Source organism: Amycolatopsis sp. Poz14, from assembly GCF_006704225.1.
In the GTDB taxonomy this organism is placed as follows: Bacteria; Actinomycetota; Actinomycetes; order Mycobacteriales; family Pseudonocardiaceae; genus Amycolatopsis; species Amycolatopsis nivea.
The window spans coordinates 227,245-243,565 of sequence record NZ_JACLHD010000001.1; the positions used below are offsets into that span (position 1 = coordinate 227,245).

The 16,321-nt window shown below is 68.4% G+C and carries 14 protein-coding genes and 3 tRNA genes; 7 read left to right on the plus strand and 10 right to left on the minus strand.

Features of this window, described 5'->3' with window-relative positions:
• The first annotated feature begins 104 nt into the window (after positions 1 to 104).
• Complete coding sequence (locus FKO37_RS01205; protein WP_238603505.1) at positions 105 to 938, plus strand: serine protease; 834 nt, start codon at positions 105 to 107, stop codon at positions 936 to 938.
• Between the two features lie 301 nt (positions 939 to 1,239).
• Here the strand turns inward: FKO37_RS01205 and FKO37_RS01210 are convergent, their stop codons facing one another.
• The 5 genes from FKO37_RS01210 to FKO37_RS01230 form a co-directional block, all read right to left on the minus strand.
• The gene (locus FKO37_RS01210) at positions 1,240 to 1,842 is read right to left on the minus strand and encodes a hypothetical protein (RefSeq protein WP_238603506.1); all 603 of its coding nucleotides are present in this window, start codon (positions 1,840 to 1,842) and stop codon (positions 1,240 to 1,242) included.
• A 290-nt stretch (positions 1,843 to 2,132) separates the two neighbouring features.
• Positions 2,133 to 2,206: transfer RNA gene (locus tag FKO37_RS01215), tRNA-Phe, on the minus strand.
• A 31-nt stretch (positions 2,207 to 2,237) separates the two neighbouring features.
• Positions 2,238 to 2,311 (minus strand) — tRNA-Asp (locus FKO37_RS01220).
• Between the two features lie 14 nt (positions 2,312 to 2,325).
• Positions 2,326 to 2,398 (minus strand) — tRNA-Glu (locus tag FKO37_RS01225).
• A gap of 292 nt (positions 2,399 to 2,690) precedes the next feature.
• Positions 2,691 to 2,942, minus strand: coding sequence for a hypothetical protein (locus tag FKO37_RS01230; protein WP_037807458.1), 252 nt, complete (start codon positions 2,940 to 2,942; stop codon positions 2,691 to 2,693).
• Positions 2,943 to 3,393: 451 nt separating this feature from the next.
• Here FKO37_RS01230 and FKO37_RS01235 point away from each other — a divergent pair, with 451 nt between their 5' ends.
• Positions 3,394 to 3,813, plus strand: coding sequence for a hypothetical protein (locus FKO37_RS01235; RefSeq protein ID WP_037807455.1), 420 nt, complete (start codon positions 3,394 to 3,396; stop codon positions 3,811 to 3,813).
• A gap of 591 nt (positions 3,814 to 4,404) precedes the next feature.
• On the opposite strand, the gene FKO37_RS01240 is transcribed toward FKO37_RS01235, so the two are convergent.
• Positions 4,405 to 4,608: a cold-shock protein gene (locus tag FKO37_RS01240; protein ID WP_003097368.1), complete on the minus strand. Its 204-nt coding sequence runs from the start codon at positions 4,606 to 4,608 to the stop codon at positions 4,405 to 4,407.
• 457 nt (positions 4,609 to 5,065) lie between these two features.
• On the opposite strand from FKO37_RS01240, the gene FKO37_RS01245 reads away from it, so the two are divergent.
• The 4 genes from FKO37_RS01245 (at position 5,066) to FKO37_RS01260 (ending at position 7,798) form a co-directional block, all read left to right on the plus strand.
• Positions 5,066 to 6,274 carry an Ig-like domain-containing protein gene (locus tag FKO37_RS01245; protein ID WP_037807449.1) on the plus strand — a complete coding sequence of 403 codons (1,209 nt, stop codon included), beginning with the start codon at positions 5,066 to 5,068 and terminating at the stop codon, positions 6,272 to 6,274.
• 171 nt (positions 6,275 to 6,445) lie between these two features.
• A complete protein-coding gene (locus tag FKO37_RS01250; RefSeq protein WP_037807446.1) occupies positions 6,446 to 6,739 on the plus strand; it encodes a hypothetical protein in 294 nt (97 codons plus the stop codon).
• Positions 6,740 to 6,746: 7 nt separating this feature from the next.
• Complete coding sequence (locus FKO37_RS01255) at positions 6,747 to 7,292, plus strand: SigE family RNA polymerase sigma factor (RefSeq protein ID WP_037807444.1); 546 nt, start codon at positions 6,747 to 6,749, stop codon at positions 7,290 to 7,292.
• 5 nt (positions 7,293 to 7,297) lie between these two features.
• Positions 7,298 to 7,798, plus strand: a complete 501-nt coding sequence (locus tag FKO37_RS01260) for a hypothetical protein (RefSeq protein ID WP_238603507.1) — start codon at positions 7,298 to 7,300, stop codon at positions 7,796 to 7,798.
• A 343-nt stretch (positions 7,799 to 8,141) separates the two neighbouring features.
• Here the strand turns inward: FKO37_RS01260 and FKO37_RS01265 are convergent, their stop codons facing one another.
• Positions 8,142 to 9,500, minus strand: coding sequence for an MFS transporter (locus FKO37_RS01265; RefSeq protein WP_134663774.1), 1,359 nt, complete (start codon positions 9,498 to 9,500; stop codon positions 8,142 to 8,144).
• Positions 9,501 to 9,704: 204 nt separating this feature from the next.
• Between FKO37_RS01265 and FKO37_RS01270 the strand changes: the two genes are divergently transcribed.
• Positions 9,705 to 10,283, plus strand: coding sequence for a PaaI family thioesterase (locus tag FKO37_RS01270; protein WP_167756544.1), 579 nt, complete (start codon positions 9,705 to 9,707; stop codon positions 10,281 to 10,283).
• A 498-nt stretch (positions 10,284 to 10,781) separates the two neighbouring features.
• Here FKO37_RS01270 and FKO37_RS01275 read toward each other — a convergent pair whose 3' ends face one another.
• The 3 genes from FKO37_RS01275 to FKO37_RS01285 all read right to left on the minus strand — a co-directional run bounded on the left by FKO37_RS01275 (position 10,782) and on the right by FKO37_RS01285 (position 16,279).
• Complete coding sequence (locus tag FKO37_RS01275; RefSeq protein WP_238603508.1) at positions 10,782 to 13,853, minus strand: serine/threonine-protein kinase; 3,072 nt, start codon at positions 13,851 to 13,853, stop codon at positions 10,782 to 10,784.
• Positions 13,854 to 13,925: 72 nt separating this feature from the next.
• On the minus strand, positions 13,926 to 14,861 hold the full coding sequence (locus tag FKO37_RS01280; protein ID WP_037807716.1) for a glutamate ABC transporter substrate-binding protein: 936 nt from the start codon (positions 14,859 to 14,861) through the stop codon (positions 13,926 to 13,928).
• Positions 14,862 to 14,890: 29 nt separating this feature from the next.
• Complete coding sequence (locus FKO37_RS01285; RefSeq protein WP_037807438.1) at positions 14,891 to 16,279, minus strand: hypothetical protein; 1,389 nt, start codon at positions 16,277 to 16,279, stop codon at positions 14,891 to 14,893.
• Positions 16,280 to 16,321: the final 42 nt, after the last annotated feature.

A 16,321-nucleotide genomic window follows, 5' to 3' on the forward strand; every position in this document is an offset into this window, starting at 1 on the left:
CAACGGTTGTGACTGGCACCACTCTCTGGTGTGATGTACCCCCGATGCCTACCAGTCAGTAGCACACGTCCGAGTGAGTGCTGGCCTTTCTCGAAGGGAGCCCGATGAAGACCCCTCGACCACTGGCCCGGGCCAGTGCGGTGACGGCGCTGGCCACCGCCGCCGCGTTGCTGCCCGCGACCGCGTGGGCAGCGGCCCCGACCTGGGCCCCGGCGGACACCGCCGCCGTGCACCCCGGCGTGCAGACGCACACCAACGGGGCGCAATGCACCTCGAACTTCGTGTACAGCAACGGAACGGATGTCTTCCTCGGACAGGCCGCGCACTGCTCCGGCACCGGCGGCTCGACCGAAACGAACGGCTGCTCCGCCGGTTCGCTCCCGCTCGGCACCCCCGTCGAGATCGCCGGCGCGAGCAAGCCGGGAACCCTCGTCTACAACTCGTGGCTGACCATGCAGTCCCGCCACGAGGCGGATGCGAACACGTGCCAGTACAACGACCTCGCGCTCGTGAAGGTCGACCCCGCGGACGTGTCGAAGGTGAACCCAAGCCTGCCGTTCTGGGGCGGGCCGACTGGCGTGAACACCACCGGCACGAAGCAACTCGCCACCGTGCTCAGCTACGGAAATTCGGAACTGCGCGGCGGAATCACCCAGCTGTCCCCCAAACAGGGCACCAGCCTGGGCGACACGGGCGGGGGCTGGAGCCACACGGTACTCACCGTGACCCCCGGCATCCCCGGCGACTCCGGCAGCGGCTTCCTCGACCGCGACGGCAACGCACTCGGGGTGCTGAGCACGCTGAACCTGCTGCCCCAGCCGGGGACGAACGGTGTTGGCGATCTGTCGCGCGAGCTGGAGTATGCGAGCGCGCATGGTGGGCTTGGGACTGTGCAGCTTGTCCCGGGGACGACTAAGTTTCGCGGGCCGTTGATCTAGGGCTCGATTTTGCGGTTGGTGGCGTGCCCGGCACGATTCAGTTCGTGCCGGGCACGCATCACGTTCTGTGGCTTAGCGAGTGTCTACAACAGGCTGTGGCCGGACAAAACCCGAGCTGGGCACGACGAGACTCCGCGCCACAGCCCGGCAGACCGGCTACGACAAGCCGAGGCCCAGCAAGCCCATGCCAGCACTCCAGGCTCGCGGCACGCACCGCATGCGAGACGCCACAGCCCAGCGACAAGCCGGGCAGTAGGCAAGCTCGCGTCAGAGACGATCCGGTTCCGCGCCGTTGCCTGGATCAATCTCCCACCGCGACCGCGTACAGGTACCACGTTGAGTGGGGCAGCCACTGTTCATCCCACCGCCAGTCGTCGTCCTTTCCTGTGACTACGTAACCGCGATCCCAGGCGATCCCGCTGCCGTCCTCGTTCAAGCCGGTGATGCCGTTGACGATTCCACCTGACGTCGGCAGGAACTGCCACGACCCGAGCCAGCTGTACTGCGGATTAGCGTGGCCACTGCCGTCAAGCATGCACACGCCGTACGGGTTGCTGCCGCAGATCCAGTTCAGCTGATCAGCCGCGTACGACCGCAGGCGTGCCGCGAACTCGCCGGGAAACCGTGGCGCGGCAAGGCGAGCGGCGGTCGCCAGCGAAGCGATCCGCGCGTTCTCCCCCTGCCACCACTGGTCCTTCACTCGCGGAGTGACGTTGTGCGGGAAGAAAAATGAGCTATACCTCTTACCCTCCCCATCTTGCACAAGATTCCGCGCATACCCAAACGGGTTAGGCACCTCGGCGGTCACCGCAAGCTCGAACTCCAGCGAGCGCCGCACCACCTTCAGCACGTCAGAAACCGTTGCCGCGTCAGCGATCTCGGTGTACGCGAGCAGGCTGATCACCGGAAGGCCAGCGTCCGAGGGATGGAAATAAGGCCGGTCGCCGTCGTCCGCGCGCCAGTAGTCTCTCGGCTCCGAACGGTGCCATCACCCCGACCCCCAGCGCCGCCGATCCGGCCAGAAAACCTCGACGTCCCACATCTCCCGGCATCCTCGACCTCCAGTGGTCCAGACCTTTTGAGACGTTATCGAGGCTAGGGAGGGCTCCGAAGGTTTGGCAAGACTGCTTCCGAAGGGAAGACCGAGACGACGAAAAAGCCCCCATCCGCTGGGATGGGGGCTGAAATTCGCTGTGGCCAGGGCCGGGGTCGAACCGGCGACCTTCCGCTTTTCAGGCGGACGCTCGTACCAACTGAGCTACCTGGCCGGGAACGCCGGCTAGGAGCCGAACGATCTTGCGACCCTGACGGGACTCGAACCCGCGACCTTCGCCGTGACAGGGCGACGCGCTAACCAACTGCGCCACAGGGCCTTACTGGTACTGCGTACTCCCAACGGGATTCGAACCCGCGTTGCCGCCTTGAAAGGGCGGAGTCCTAGGCCACTGAACGATGGGAGCCCGATCGGTTTCGGTGGACCGACCGACCGCGCTCTCAGGTGTTCCCCTGGGAGCGATTACAAGCATAGGGCACGTTCCAAGGGCTTTGCACGGGGGGTTCATTAAGCGATCGGCGAGCCTCCGACCTGCGGTAACGCCAGCGCCAACGCCCCACCCGCGCCGCTTCCCGCCGATCGGCCGCTTCGAAGCCGGGTCGGACGATCGGTGTGCGCCACGCCACTCTACGCCGGAGACGAGCGCACGCCGAGAGTCCAGGCCGCCGAAACCCACACAGCTCCGGCCGTCCAGCCGCTCAGCGCTGTACAGGCGCCTGACCGTCGTCACCCGGACTCAGCCCGAGCATCTCCAGCAACTGCGCGCAGTCCTCGACGTCGAGCGCACCGGCCGCGACGGCCAGGCGGGCTCGGCGGACCTGGTCGTCGGAGACCCGTTGCCCTTCCGACGACCCGCGCTGCGCCGGCACGCCGCCGGACAGTGACGTGCTTCCCCCGTCGGCACCTTCGTACCGAAGGAGGAACTGACGAACTTCGACCGATCCGCTCATGGCCCCTCCATGCGGTTCGCAACAACTGGCCGCGAGGCTAACCAGCGGCGAGCAGCACCGGCAGCCCCCCGGAGAGTGAACCTGCGAACACTCTCCGAAGCTTCCCTGGTAACGCATTCCAAGATCGCGCAGAACGATTTCTCCCGGCTTCCCCTCGCCGATCCCCGGAACTCGTGCAACAATCGGTGTTGCTGACACACCCCCGGTCAGCGCCTGTGGAGATCCCCTCCGACCCCCGCGTTCCTCCCCCTGGCGCGGGGGTCTCTCCATTTCCGCACACCGGCGCTGACCTGCGGATCTACTCTCCGTACCCCTGATCAACAGACAGTCGCGAAATGTGTTTACCGACTGGGCTGAACAGGTGATCGAATTGGGCTTGCCGGGCACGGAAATGCGTGTGTCGTGGCTCACAGTGGTTTCTTTGCCGAGACCCAACCGTTATCGTGACCGCGTGCCTCTTCCCTCCCTCGGCCGCCTCAGCAGCCGCACGAATCTCAAAGCCGTCTCGAGCGGGCGGCATCGCAATGCCGCCAAAGCCGCCGGCGACGAAGTCGTCGAGGACAAGGAGCTCACCAGCTACCTCGCCGCGCTCGCCCCGGACTCCGACCCGGAGAGCACCGGGACCGGCAGCCGCTTCGGCGACGCGCAGGTCTACCAGCTGCGGATGAACCTCATCGCCAGCCAGCAGCTCAAGGACATCGCCGTCGCCAGGAACCTGACCCCGCAGGCACTGGCGCAGGAATGGATCCTGGAGCGCCTCTCGTGGGAGGGCCAGGCCGCCTCCGCCCAGGAGCGCCGCCACTCCGACGCGATGACCGACGAATTCCACTTCCCGGCGGAGACGTTCGAGCAGCCCCTCGTCGGGCGCTGATCCCCGCACCCCCTGAACGAAAACCCCCGGCTTCCCCCGACGGCCGGGGGTTTTCCCTTTCCAGGGGTCGCCGGACCGCCGGAGTCCCGGTGAGCGGGACGCTCTCGGATTCCGCCGCCGACGACGCGGTCTTGGCCGCGAAACGGACGGCGCGGCGGATAGCTCGCGACAAGGGCGACAGCCAGCCGAGGCCGCCGCTGTCGAGCAGCTGCACGATCGCCTGCCAAGAACGGCACAGCGGGGCGCGTGAGAAGCCAACCCGCCAACTCCAGCGACCGACCCGGCCCCAGCGACCCGCCACAGCGGCCAGCGCCACCCGATCGGGTCGGATCACGCACGCCCACTCGCAGTGGGGCAACCATCCGATCCGGCGTCGCCCGTACGTGCCGGGAGCCTCGCCGAAACCCGCCCTCGACCGGCGACCCCCGAACCCGAGCACCCGGCAGCCGCCGCCCCAACACCCGCCAGGATCAACCGCGGTAACCGTCGCTCCAAACATTCCCCACAACGGAAGCCGCAATGAAAAAAGGCCCCGACGGGAAATCCCGTCGGGGCCCTTCTTTCAGGCCTGAGAAAACGCGCGGGCCTGACTCAGATCGCGCGGACCTTCTGGGCCTGCGGGCCCTTCTGCCCCTGGCCGACCTCGAACTCCACTCGCTGGTTCTCCTCGAGGGTGCGGAAGCCGCGTCCCTCGATCTCCGAGTAGTGCACGAAAACGTCGCCTTCGCCGCCGTCCTGCGCGATGAAGCCGAAGCCCTTCTCCGCGTTGAACCACTTCACAGTGCCTTGCGCCACCGCTGTACTCCTCGTAACAGATCCGCTTCGAATGCCACCGAAGCGGCACCCAGGCCGTCCCGGGCGGTTCCAACGAGACGAGCGAAGAGCTTTACGGCCCCACGGCTCGCGTCAGAAGTTCCGCGAGTGTGAAGCCACGAACACGCAAAACGACGGCCTGGTCAGCAGCCTACCGGGATCTCACCAAATCTGAACCCCGTTGATCGCAAGGATCGGTTCCGACGTGCGCGCGTCACCGGAACGTCGTATCGCTGCCTACGCACCGAAGTCGGACCCGCGGCTACGCTGATCCAGTACACCCAGCGCACTTCGGGGATGCACAGTGCGCGGTCGTTCGAGCCGCTTCCGTGATGGTCACTCGTTGCAGTGTGATGCTGGTCACCCCGTTTCCGGTGAACGTGAAGGTGTCTCGGGACGTCTGGGTGTTCGGGGTACCAAGGGGAGATTGGGGATCGGTGTGACAATCCGACACTTCGCACGCCGCCGGGCCGGCGTCGCGGTGCTGGGCTTGGTCGCCGCGCTCACGCTCGGGGCGTGCAGCGGCGGCGGGTCGAGCGTGAACGCGGGCGGGACCGCGGGCGGCGGGCCTACCGAGGCACCGGCCACTCCGGTGAAACCGGCGGCCGTGGCGCTCACGCCGGCGTCCGGAGCGGGCAACGTCGCGCCGGGCGAACCGGCGAAGGTGACCGTCGCGAACGGCACCATCGGGAGCGTCACGCTCACGAACGCCGACGGCAAACAGGTGCAGGGACAGCAGACCCCGGACAAGAAGAGCTGGAGCAGCACCGAAGACCTCGGCTACGGCAAGACCTACACCTGGTCCGGGCAGGCCACCGGCGAGGACGGCAAGCAGGTCCCGATCAACGGCTCGTTCACCACGGTCAAACCGCGCCGCCAGATGCAGGGCAGCCTCAACGTCGGCGACGGGCAGACCTACGGCATCGCGATGCCGATCGCGCTCACGTTCCCGAGCGCGGTCAAGGACAAGGCCGCCGTCGAGCGCGCGCTGTCGGTGGAGACCACGCCGAAGACCGAGGGCGCGTGGGCGTGGCTCAACGGCGACACTTCGGTGCACTGGCGGCCGAAGGAGTACTTCAAGCCGAACACGAAGGTCGTCGTCTCGGCCAACATCTACGGCGTTTCGATGGGCGACGGCGTCTACGGCAAGCAGGACGTCTCGGCGAGCTTCACCATCGGCCGCTCGCAGATCGTCAAGGGCAACACCCAGGAACACACCATGCAGGTCATCCGCGACGGCCAGCAGGTCATGGACTTCCCGGTGAGCTACGGCCTCGACTCCGACCCGGGCCGCGTCACGCACAGCGGCACGCACGTGGTCATGTCGAAGCACTCGACGTACTCGATGAGCAACCCGCGCTACAACTACACCGACGTGAACGTGCCGTGGGCGGTCCGGATCTCCAACAACGGCGAGTTCATCCACGGTCTCGCCGGGTCGATCTGGGCGCAGGGCAAGAAGAACATCTCGCACGGCTGCCTCAACCTGTCGCCGGCGAACGCGAAGATCTACTACGACAGCGTCCTTCCCGGCGACCCGGTGGAGATCTCCGGCAGCACCCAGCAACTGGGCGCGAAGGACGGCGACTACAGCGATTGGACCTACGACTGGGCGTCGTGGACCAAGCTGTCGGCGCTGGCCGCCTGACCGCGAACCGAACCAGCGTCAACCGGACGGCCGGGAGCTCTCGAACGCTCCCGGCCGTTCGCCTGTCCCGGCCGGAAAAAAGAAAAACCCGATGCAACCCCGGCGACCGCCGACCGCATGACTAGAGCAGAGAAGCGCCACCCGGCGCTCACCTGAACCAGGAGGAAACTCGTGCGTGTTCGCTTCGCTCTCGCCATCGGTTCGCTGCTGCTCGCCGGAGGCGCGCTGACCGGCGGCGCGGTCGCTTTCGCCGCGGACGGCCCGCCGTCGGTGCAGCCGGCCCCGGCGCAGACCGCCCCGGCCGAGCGACCCACCGCGGCGCCGGCCCCGGCCCCGGCGGACCGTCAGACCACCGCCGCGCCGAAGGTCGCCGCGCCGGGTCAGCCCGCGAAGTCCAAGCGCGTCCCGACCGCGGTGCCCGCGGGCCCGACCGGCGACCTGCACCTGCCCTCGGTCTGGGGCTGATCGCCCGGTGCCCTCCCGCTCCCGTCCGGCGTCCGGGCAGAGCTCGCCGTGGGACGGCGAGTTCGCCCGGTACTTCGGCGAGCGCGCGCACAGCCTGCGGTCCACCGCCTACCTCCTTTGCGGGGACTGGCACCGGGCCGAAGATCTCGCACAGGCGGCGCTGCTCAAGCTGTACCTCGCCTGGCCGCGGCTGGCCCGGCACGACGCGCTCGACGCCTACGCGCGCAAAATCGTGCTGCGCACTTTCCTCGCGGAAAACCGCCGCAGCCGCTGGAAACGGGAGCGGCTCACCGACGCACCACCCGACGTCCCGGCTCCTGCCGCCGAGACTGAGCACGACCAGCTGATCCAGCAGGCACTCGCCGCGTTGGCCCCGCGTCAGCGCGCGGTGCTGGTGCTGCGGTACTTCGAGGACCTGTCCGTCGAGGAGACCGCCGCGGCACTCGGCTGCCGGACCGGCACAGTGAAAAGCCAGGCCGCGCGCGGTCTGGCTACCCTGCGGACCCGGCTGGGCCCGCATTTCGAGGCACTGCCCGTCCCTGGAGGGAGGTGAACGAGATGGTCTCCGATGATGCCGACGATGTGCGCGCGCTGTTCGCGCGGACGCCGGACGGCCCGCCCCTGCAGGTCGACGCCGCGGACGTGATCGTGCGCGGTGCTGCCGTCCGCCGCAAGCGCAAGCGCTGGGCGGTCGCGGGCAGCTCCGCCGCGACGGTCGCGGTGCTCGTGGTGGCCGGTCTCGCGGTGGGCAGCCGCGGGACCGAGCAGCCGCCGGTGATGCCTGCCGGACCTGGACTCGCCACCGTCTCGCCCGCCCCGTCCAGTCCGGTCGCGCCGAAGAAGGTCCCGTCGGGTCCGGCCCAGGTGCCGACGCCCGGTCCGGAGGTGAGCCCTGGCTCGCCGGACCGGCAACCGCCGGTGGAGCCGTCCGGTCCACGAGCGGGCACGTCGCGGGCGCCGGCACCGCCGCGGGCGTATCCGACCACGACCGACCGGGTACCCGCGTCCATGCGTTCACCTGCGGGAAGCCCCTCGTTACCCAGCTCGACCTCCGGCTGAAACGCTTTCGCGGCAAGAGTGGCCGACGTCACCAGATCAAGTGGGTTTTCGACGAAATATCCCGGGCTTTCGGGGCGATGTTCTCAGTGGCGGCCGGAGCGGCCGTCGAACCAGTCGCTCAGCCGGCACAGGATTGGCCGGCCCGAGAACCTGAGGAGGAAGCACCATGGTGCTCGTTGCACTGATGATCGAAACCGTTGTTGCCGTCGTGGTCGCCGGTGGCCTGGCAGCTTGGGCCCGCAAGCGCTTCGCTCCGCAGGCGGTCGAGGCGACGCAGAACAGCTGACTTGGACGCGAAAACCGCCCTCTGTCCGCAATGGACGGAGGGCGGTTTTCGTTTCGCTTACTTGCTGGCGCCGGCGAGCTTGCCGCCGTGGTCCGCCGTGTCGATCTCCTCGATCGGCACGCGTGCCGTCTCCGGGATCTTGATGATCGGGACCAGCGCGATGAGCGCGGCGATGATCAAGTAGTACGCCGGCCAGTCCGCGTTGCCGGTGCTGCCGATCAACGCCGTGACGATCACGCCGCAGGTGCCGCCGAACAGCGACGTCGAGATGTTGTAGCCGATCGCGAACGAGCCGTACCGCACGCGCGTCGGGAACATCGCCGGGAACGTCGAGCCGATGACCGCCAGCATCAGCGCCAGCAGGATCGCCACGACCAGGAAGCCGACGATCAGCCACAGCAGGCTGCCGCTCTGCATCAGCTTGATGCTGGGCCAGCTCAGCACGATGAACCCGATGGCCGCGGTGAGCAGCAAGGGTTTCCGGCCGATCCGGTCGGACAGCGCGCCCAGCGGGATCAGCAGCGCGAACTGCACGATTTCCACCCCGATGATGATCAGGCTGGACTCGGTGTCGCCGATCTTCAAGGTGTCGGTGAAATACGTCGGCATCGTCGTGAGCAGCATGTAGTCGGCGATGTTCAGCAGCAGCACGATCCCGATCAGGTTCAGGATCATCCGCCAGTTGCGCTGGATGGTCTCCTTGAGCGGAGCCTTCTCCGACTTCTCGCCCGCCGCCTCGAGCCTGCGGAACTCAGGCGTGTCCTCGAGCTTCGACCGCAGGTACAGACCGATCGCACCGATCGGAAGCGCGATGAAGAACGGAATCCGCCAGCCCCACGAGTCGAACTGCTCGGTCGACAGCGACAGGTAAGTGATCAGCACGACCGAGTTGCCGAGCACGTAACCGGCGAGCGTGCCCATCTCCAGGAACGAACCGAAGAAACCGCGCCGTTTCGTCGGCGCGTATTCCGCGATGAACGTCGCCGCGCCGCCGTACTCGCCGCCGGTCGAGAAGCCCTGAATGAGGCGCAGCAGCAAGATCGCGATCGGCGCCGCGATGCCCATGCTGTAGCCGCCTGAGTACGTCGGCAGCACGCCGACCAGGAAGGTGCAGCCGGACATCAGCAGAATGGTGAGCGCGAGAACCTTCTGCCTGCCGAGCTTGTCCCCCAACGGGCCGAAGAACGCTCCGCCGAACGGTCGTACGATGAAGCCGACGGCCAGCAGGGCAAGCGATTTCAGCACCGCGTTGCCCTCGCCGGGGAAGAACAGTGTCCCGATACTCGTCGCGATCGCGCCCGAGGTGAATACGCCGTAGTCGTACCACTCGGTCGCGTTACCCATCGCGGACGCGATCACCGCGCGTTTGACTGTTCTCTGATCGACCTCGGGTTTCCCCGTCTTTGGCTCACTCATCCCGGCGGTGACCTCCTCCTGCACACGTCCCGGTCCATCCGTTGGAGCACATTTCCCCAGTCTTGACCTGTTGAACCAAGCTGGCAGGGTGAGTCGCGAAATTTCTACCGTGCGGAATTTTCCGACTACCCTGCGCTCAGGAAATGCGCCCGCGCCGGTCAGGGCGGGTGCCGACGGGTCCTTCCGCCGGGTTAACGTCGTCCCATGAGTCCTGTTTCCGGCCCGTGGCCGCCGGTGCCGGTGGAGCCGCCGGAGATCCACCCGAAGGCCCCCGCCCCCGGCACCGAACTAGGCGCCCACTTCGCCGAATGCTTCGGCTGCGGCGACGAGGTAGACGACGGCCTGCACCTGCGCTCAGCCATCGGCGAGGGCTACACGGTGCACTCGAAGTTCACCGTGACGTCGGCCCATCAAGGCGCCCCCGGACTCGCCCACGGCGGCCTGCTGGCCTGCGCCTTCGACGAGGCACTCGGCTCGACTGTCGGCAACCTGCTGCACCGCCCCGCGGTAACGGGAAAACTGGAGACAGACTTCCGCCGCCCAGTACCGGTCGGTTCGACGCTGTACATCAAGGCCCGCCTGGACGGAGTCGCAGGCCGCAAGATCTACGTCAGCGCAGACGGCCACCTAGACGCCACCGACGGCCCCATCGCGGTGAACGCCCGGGCAGTCTTCATCGCAGTGGGCTTCGAGCACTTCAGCACCCACGGCGACCCGCAGGCGTTGGAAAAGCTAGCCGAGCAGCACCGACGCAACAAACGCGAGTGGGATATCAACCCCTGATCCAGCTGCTTTGCGCCCCTCCCGCGGTTCGTGAGGGCCACCCTCATTGACTCTGATTCCCTCAGGGTTCCCCTCACGACCCGCCGGCTGTGAGGGGCTCCTTCACGGACTTGGATTCCCTCAAGGAGCCCTTCACGGACCGCCCGCCGTCCGCCCGGGATGCCGCCCCAATGCGGCATTGGGTGCATCCCACGCACCGAACGCCACATTGGGTGCATCCCACGCACCCAATGCCACATTGGGGCGCTAACCCCCACCCAAACCGCAGCCGATGCACCCAACCATCGAGGCACCCAACTCCAACCCGCAGCCGATGCACCCGACGAGCGAGGCACCCAGCCCTCCCCCAACCCCGATACGAAGCTCCCCTGCGGTCTGGGGGTGCTTGTCAAGGCATCTTTCCCGCCTTGACAAGCACCCCCAGACCGTCAGCACAATCAACCTTCGGGGTGCCCCACGCAACCCCCACGGCAATGTCGCCGCCAGGCGACGAGCCCGTCAGGTAAGCGTCCGAGGCCGAATAGCATTAGCCCGATCCACCAACGCAATCCGATCACCAGCGTCATCCGTCAACCGAGCCAACGACCGATAACACCGCTCCAGCCCGAACCGGACGTCCCGCTCCTCCAGCTCACACCCGAGCACCTTCGCAGCAGTAACCGGCTTAGCCTGCCCAGGCACCTTCAGCCAGTCATAAGCCGCCTCAAGCACCTCAGCACTAAGCCGCGTATGCCGCTCAGCATCAAGATTCAGCCGCTGCAACCGCCCGGAAGCGTCCACAAGATCGCCCTCGGTAACAGTCGGATGCTCCCCGGTACCCACGCCTTGCGCCCGAGTCTTGATCTTGATAGCAGCAACCTGCGCATCCACATAATGCGTCGAAGTAGCCGGAACCCCTTCCAGCACCTCCACCGCACTCTCCCGCGCCCCCTGCGCCAAATACACCCGCGCAAGCCCGAACGCAGCACTCACATAAGTCCGGTCCGTCCGCCAAACCAGCTCATAGAACCGAGCGGCACCAAAGTAATCTCCAACACCCTCAGCACTAACCGCCAACGCCAGCTTCGGCGCGATCTCCCCCGGCAGGTCGTCGTAAACGGCGTCAAACGCCACATGCGCGACCCGCGGCCGACCACCGGCCAGCTCGATCAACCCGCGGTACCAGTCAATCCGCCAGTCATGCGGGAACCCGTGCCGGATCGCCAAATACTGCGCGGCCTGCAACTGCCGCTGCGCCTCCACGAACTCGCCCAGCTCGATCCGGGCACGCACAATCCGCAACCGCACCTCGATCGACTCGCGCGGCGCGGTAGCCAGCGCCTCGATCGCCTCGTGCGGATCCAGCGCGGTCGTCGTAGCCAGCACACCAGCAGCCGGGTCGTCCGTGTCGACCTGCGGGATGGGCAGCCCGGCAACGACCTCGGCCGCGTCCGGCAACGGCACCCGCTCGCCCTGCTCGGGCACCACGAGATGGACACCGAACGTCCGGCTCTCCGGCCCGAACACCGTCGACGCGGCGGGCCGCGGCTGACCGGTGCCGAGCGCCATGATCTCGCGCAGGACCCCGGTCAGCTGGTCGGCCATGTCGTCAGCGGCGATGAACCGGCGGTCCGGATCAGCGTGCGTGGCCCGTTTCAGGAACCGGTAGTACGACCCGAAAAGCGCGAACAACGGCACCGCGTCCGGCCCGGGCAGCGTGTTCTTGAACTCGCGGGTGTAGCCGGCGAATTCGAAGCTCAGCACGGCGAGCGTCCGGCCGACCGTGTACAGGTCCGAGGACACCGACGCGCCCTGTGACGCCAGCTCGGGCGCGCTGTAACCGGTGGTGAAGAACAGCGGGCTCTCGTAGTCGTCGATCCGCCGCACCGCGCCGAGGTCGATCAGCTTGAGCTGCTCGCGGGTCTGGATGACGTTGTCCGGCTTGAGGTCGCAGTACAGCAGCCCCTGGCCGTGCAGGTAGCCGAGCGCGGGCAGGATTTCCAGGCCGTACGCGATGACCTGGCCGATCGGCAGCGGCTCCGGCCGGTTGCTTTCCCGGTGGTGCTGCAGCGCGAGCTGGCGCAGCGACTGGCCGCCGACGTACTCCATGACGATGTAACCGACGGTGTTGCCGGTCTGCGCGTCCGGATGCTGCACGAAGTTGTGGATCTTGACGATGTTCGGGTGCTCGACCTCGGCGAGGAACCGCTGTTCGTTCGCCGCGGCGGCCATCGCGGTGGAGTCGCCGGTGTCGATCAGGCCCTTCAGCACGACCCAGCGGTCGGACACGTTGTGGTCCTTGGCCAGGTAGATCCAGCCGAGACCGCCGTAGGCGAGCGCGCCGAGCACCTCGTACTGGCCGCCGACGACCTCGTGCGCCTTCAGCTTCGCGATGAACGAGAACGGCGTGCCGCACTTCTCGCAGGTGCCCTCGGGTTCGCCCGGCTGACCGTCCTTGCCGCGGCCGACCTTCGCGCTGCAGTTGCCGCAGAACCGCTTGTCCTCGGCCACGACCGGGTTGGCCAGCACCGCGGTCGACGGATCGCGGTACGGCACCGGAGGCACGTCGATGAGCCCCGCGCCGAGCCGTCCGCGCCGGGAGCGGCGGGTGCCGCGCGAGCCAGTGCGCCGGGAGGTGCCGGGGAACGAACCCGTGCCAGTACCGGTACCGGTGCCTTGCGAGCCCTGCGAACCGTGGGTGCCGGTGCCATGGCCTTCGCTGCCGCCCGACGGCAGGACGCTGTCCGTGCCGTGGTCGGGCAGCGGGCCGCCGTCGGCGGGGGCCACCCGCGGGGTCGGCGGCATGATGCTCTGGGTGTGCGGCGTCGGGCTGGCGAGCACGCTGGTCGGCATCGGCGCGGCCGGGTCGACGGGGGCGACCGGCTGGTTCGACTGCGGCAGGATCACCGGCGCGAGGTCGCCCGGCGGACGCGTGGGGGCGTCGCCGCCGTCAGCCGGGGGCTTGCCCTGCGCGGCGGCGCCCATCGGGATCGGACCGGAGTTCGGTCCGGTGGCGCGGTTCTCCGGCGGACGCGACGGGCGGTTCCCCTGCGCTTGCTGCGGATGGTTCGGCGGGGCCGGCCGCTGTCCGGTGCGCGATTGCGGCGGATAGGGCTGCCCCTGCGACGGCGGCGCGGGCTGTCCCGGATACGGCTGGCCTTGCGACGGCGGCTGCCCCTGCGGACGGCCCTGCGGCGGCATCGGCTGGCCCCCGCGCGGAGCCGGACGGCCCTGCGTCCGCGGCTGCTGCCCGGCCTGCCCCGGCTGCGCCTGTCCCGGCTGAGCGGGCTGGCCCGACGGCGCGGCCTGTCCCGGCTGACCTTGCGGACCGCCTCGCTGAGCTGACTGACCCTGCTGCCCGCCCTGCGGACGCTGCACCGGAGCGTTGATCAACGTCTCGGCGTCCGGATCGGCCTGCGGGTTCAGCCGCCCGGACACCGACGGTTCCGGGGTGTCCCAGCGCACGGGCGGCGGCGGGGTCCACGAAGCGTCGGCCGCCTCGCCCCGCCCGGACGGCTGGTCCGCGGCCTTCGCCTCGTCGCCGTCCCCGTCCGGTGCTGCGTGCCGAGGACGGCGCGCCTCCTCCGACACAACTACCTCCCGAGCTCCCCGCGGCAAACCTGCCGCTCAAAAAGTACAACTCACGCAGCGCGACTGGCCAGGTCACCCGTATTGCGGGGACGGCGGGTTCGCCGGCCCCAGCCGGGCGCCGACCCAGTTCTGGTAACTGCTCGCCCAGGTGCCGTCGCCGCGGATCTTGTCCAGCACCGCGTTCACGAAGCGGACCAGGTCCTCCTCGTCCTTCGGGACCCCGACGCCGTAATTCTCCTGTGTCATCGGATCGCCCGCGACCTTCACCGTCGGGTCCTGCGCGGCCATGCCCGCCAGGATCGTGTCGTCGGTGGACACCGCGTCGACCTGGCCCTGCTGCAGCATCACGAGGCAATCCGACCAGTTCGGCACCGACACCGCGACCGGTTTGGCCGGGTCGGTGGCGATCTTCGCGAGCGAGGTCGACTTCGCCGCCGCGCACACGCGTTTCCCGGCGAGGTCGGTCAGCGACTGCGCGTTGGACGACTTCGGCACCAGGATCTTCTGCCCGGCCACGTAGTACACCGACGAGAACTGCACCTGCTTCCGGCGCGCGCAGGTGATGCTGTAGGTCCGGACCACCACGTCGACCTGGTGTTCCTTGAGCACGTTCTCCCGCTGCGACGACGTGATCGCCCGGTACTGCACGTGGCCCTCGGAACTGCCGAAAATCGCCTTGGCGATCTCGTTGACCAGGTCGATGTCGAAGCCTTCGAGCTTGCCGGTCTTCGGATTCCGGAAGCCGAACAGATAGGTCGTCTGGTCGACGCCCGCGATGAGCTTCCCGCGCTGTTTGATCTTCTGCAGGCTCGGCCCGGAGGTGTCCAGACCATTCGGAGCGAGGCTGGCGAGCGGGTTGCAGCTGGTGTCGGAATCGCCGCCGGCCGCGGCGTCCGGGCCGCCGACGCCCGCCGGGGCGGGCCAGGCCGCGTCAGTGACCGGCGCGGCCTCCATCGGCTGGACCGCCGTCCCGCAGGCGGCGGCGAGAACCGCGACCACCGCGAGCACGGCAGTCCGGACGAAGTGCCGCGACCGGATCACCGGTACTCCCTCAGTCTCTCTCGCACGCCGACTGTGATGCCGCCCGCCGCGAGCACCGCCAGCACCCCGACGCCCGCCGCGAGCGCGGTGAGCGCGTTGTCGCCGGATCTGGTGCTGTCGAGGAATTCCTGCCGGCAGACGTCGATCGCGGCCTGGAGGTTCGTGTCGAGCCGCGCGAACGCGGCGGCGGCGCTGTTCGGGCTCACGCTCGTCGCGAAGTCGACGGCTTCCTGGTACTGCCCGCCGTCGTCGAGGCGGCGGACCTGAAGGTGGGCCAGCGACCATTCGCGCGCGGCCTGTTCCGCCGCTTCGATCTTCTGCTCGCCCGCGGTGCCGGAGGCGAGGCCGCGCGCGTCGCCGAGCAGGCCGCCCTTGCCGTCTGCGCCGACGAGCTTCTCGGCCAGCTTGATGAACTGCTGCTCGTACGCGCCGCCGTCGCCGCGCGCGACCAGCGTCAGGGTTTCGTCCGCGCGGGCCTGCAGCGCGTAGATCCGGGCGCGAACCAGGATGTCGACCTGCGACGTGCCGTCGGTGCGCCCGGTCGCGACGAGACTGCCCTGCACGACGAGCGCGACCGCGCCCCACAGCAGCGACAGCACGATGCAGCCGGTGGCCACGAGCAATCCGATGTTCAGCACCCGGTTCGTCCGCCGGGTCAGGTAGATCTGCGCGGCCACGAGCGCCGCGAGGAGCACGACGACCAGCGCGACCGCCACCCACGGCACGTCGCTGCTGCTGTCCTGCTCGCCGGTGAGCTTCTGCGTGTGCGCCTTGTAGAGCTCGTCCGCGGCGGGCAGGATCGTCGTGCGCATCAGCTGCGAGGCCTCGCGCAGATACGAAGCGCCGGACGGGAAACCCTGCCGGTTGTTGGCGCGCGCGGTCTCGACGATCCCGGTGTAGACCGGGACCTTCTGGTTCAGGATGTCCACCTGGTGGGCGGCGGTGCCGACGTCAGTGGTGTCGGACGCCGCGCGGGCGAGCGCGGATCCCGCTTCGGCGATGTCCTGCTCGTACCGCTTCCGCAGCGCGGGCGGTTCGGTGCCGACGGAAAGAAAAGCGCTGGCCGCGGTCGCGTCCGCGTCCGACAGCGAGCGGAACACCTGCTGCGCGGCCGCCGCGAGAGGTTCGCGGTGGTCGATCAGGCCGTTGATGGTGTTGTCCTTGTCCTTCACCGACAACACGCCCACGAGCCCGGCCACCAGCGAAAGCAGCACCAGCGCGACCGCGATCAGCGAAAGCTTGCCGGGCGTGGTGGTCGTGGATCTGACGACCGCGCGCACCGCCTGCCCGGGCAGGTCCAGCAGCCCGGCGATTCCGCTGCGGCCCCGAAATTTCTCCGGTGGGGGCTCGGCAGTCGTTTCCGGCCGCGTCGCAGTGCTGCTCATCCCCGATCCTCCCCGTGTGCCACTCGCAGAAGGTAGCCGGTC

Coding starts and splice junctions, on each gene's coding strand:
- FKO37_RS01230 (WP_037807458.1), bottom strand. CDS start 2,942: ATGAGCGGATCGGTCGAAGTTCGTCAGTTCCTCCTTCGGTACGAAGGT.
- FKO37_RS01205 (WP_238603505.1), top strand. CDS start 105: ATGAAGACCCCTCGACCACTGGCCCGGGCCAGTGCGGTGACGGCGCTG.
- FKO37_RS01285 (WP_037807438.1), bottom strand. CDS start 16,279: ATGAGCAGCACTGCGACGCGGCCGGAAACGACTGCCGAGCCCCCACCG.
- FKO37_RS01265 (WP_134663774.1), bottom strand. CDS start 9,500: ATGAGTGAGCCAAAGACGGGGAAACCCGAGGTCGATCAGAGAACAGTC.
- FKO37_RS01260 (WP_238603507.1), top strand. CDS start 7,298: ATGGTCTCCGATGATGCCGACGATGTGCGCGCGCTGTTCGCGCGGACG.
- FKO37_RS01270 (WP_167756544.1), top strand. CDS start 9,705: ATGAGTCCTGTTTCCGGCCCGTGGCCGCCGGTGCCGGTGGAGCCGCCG.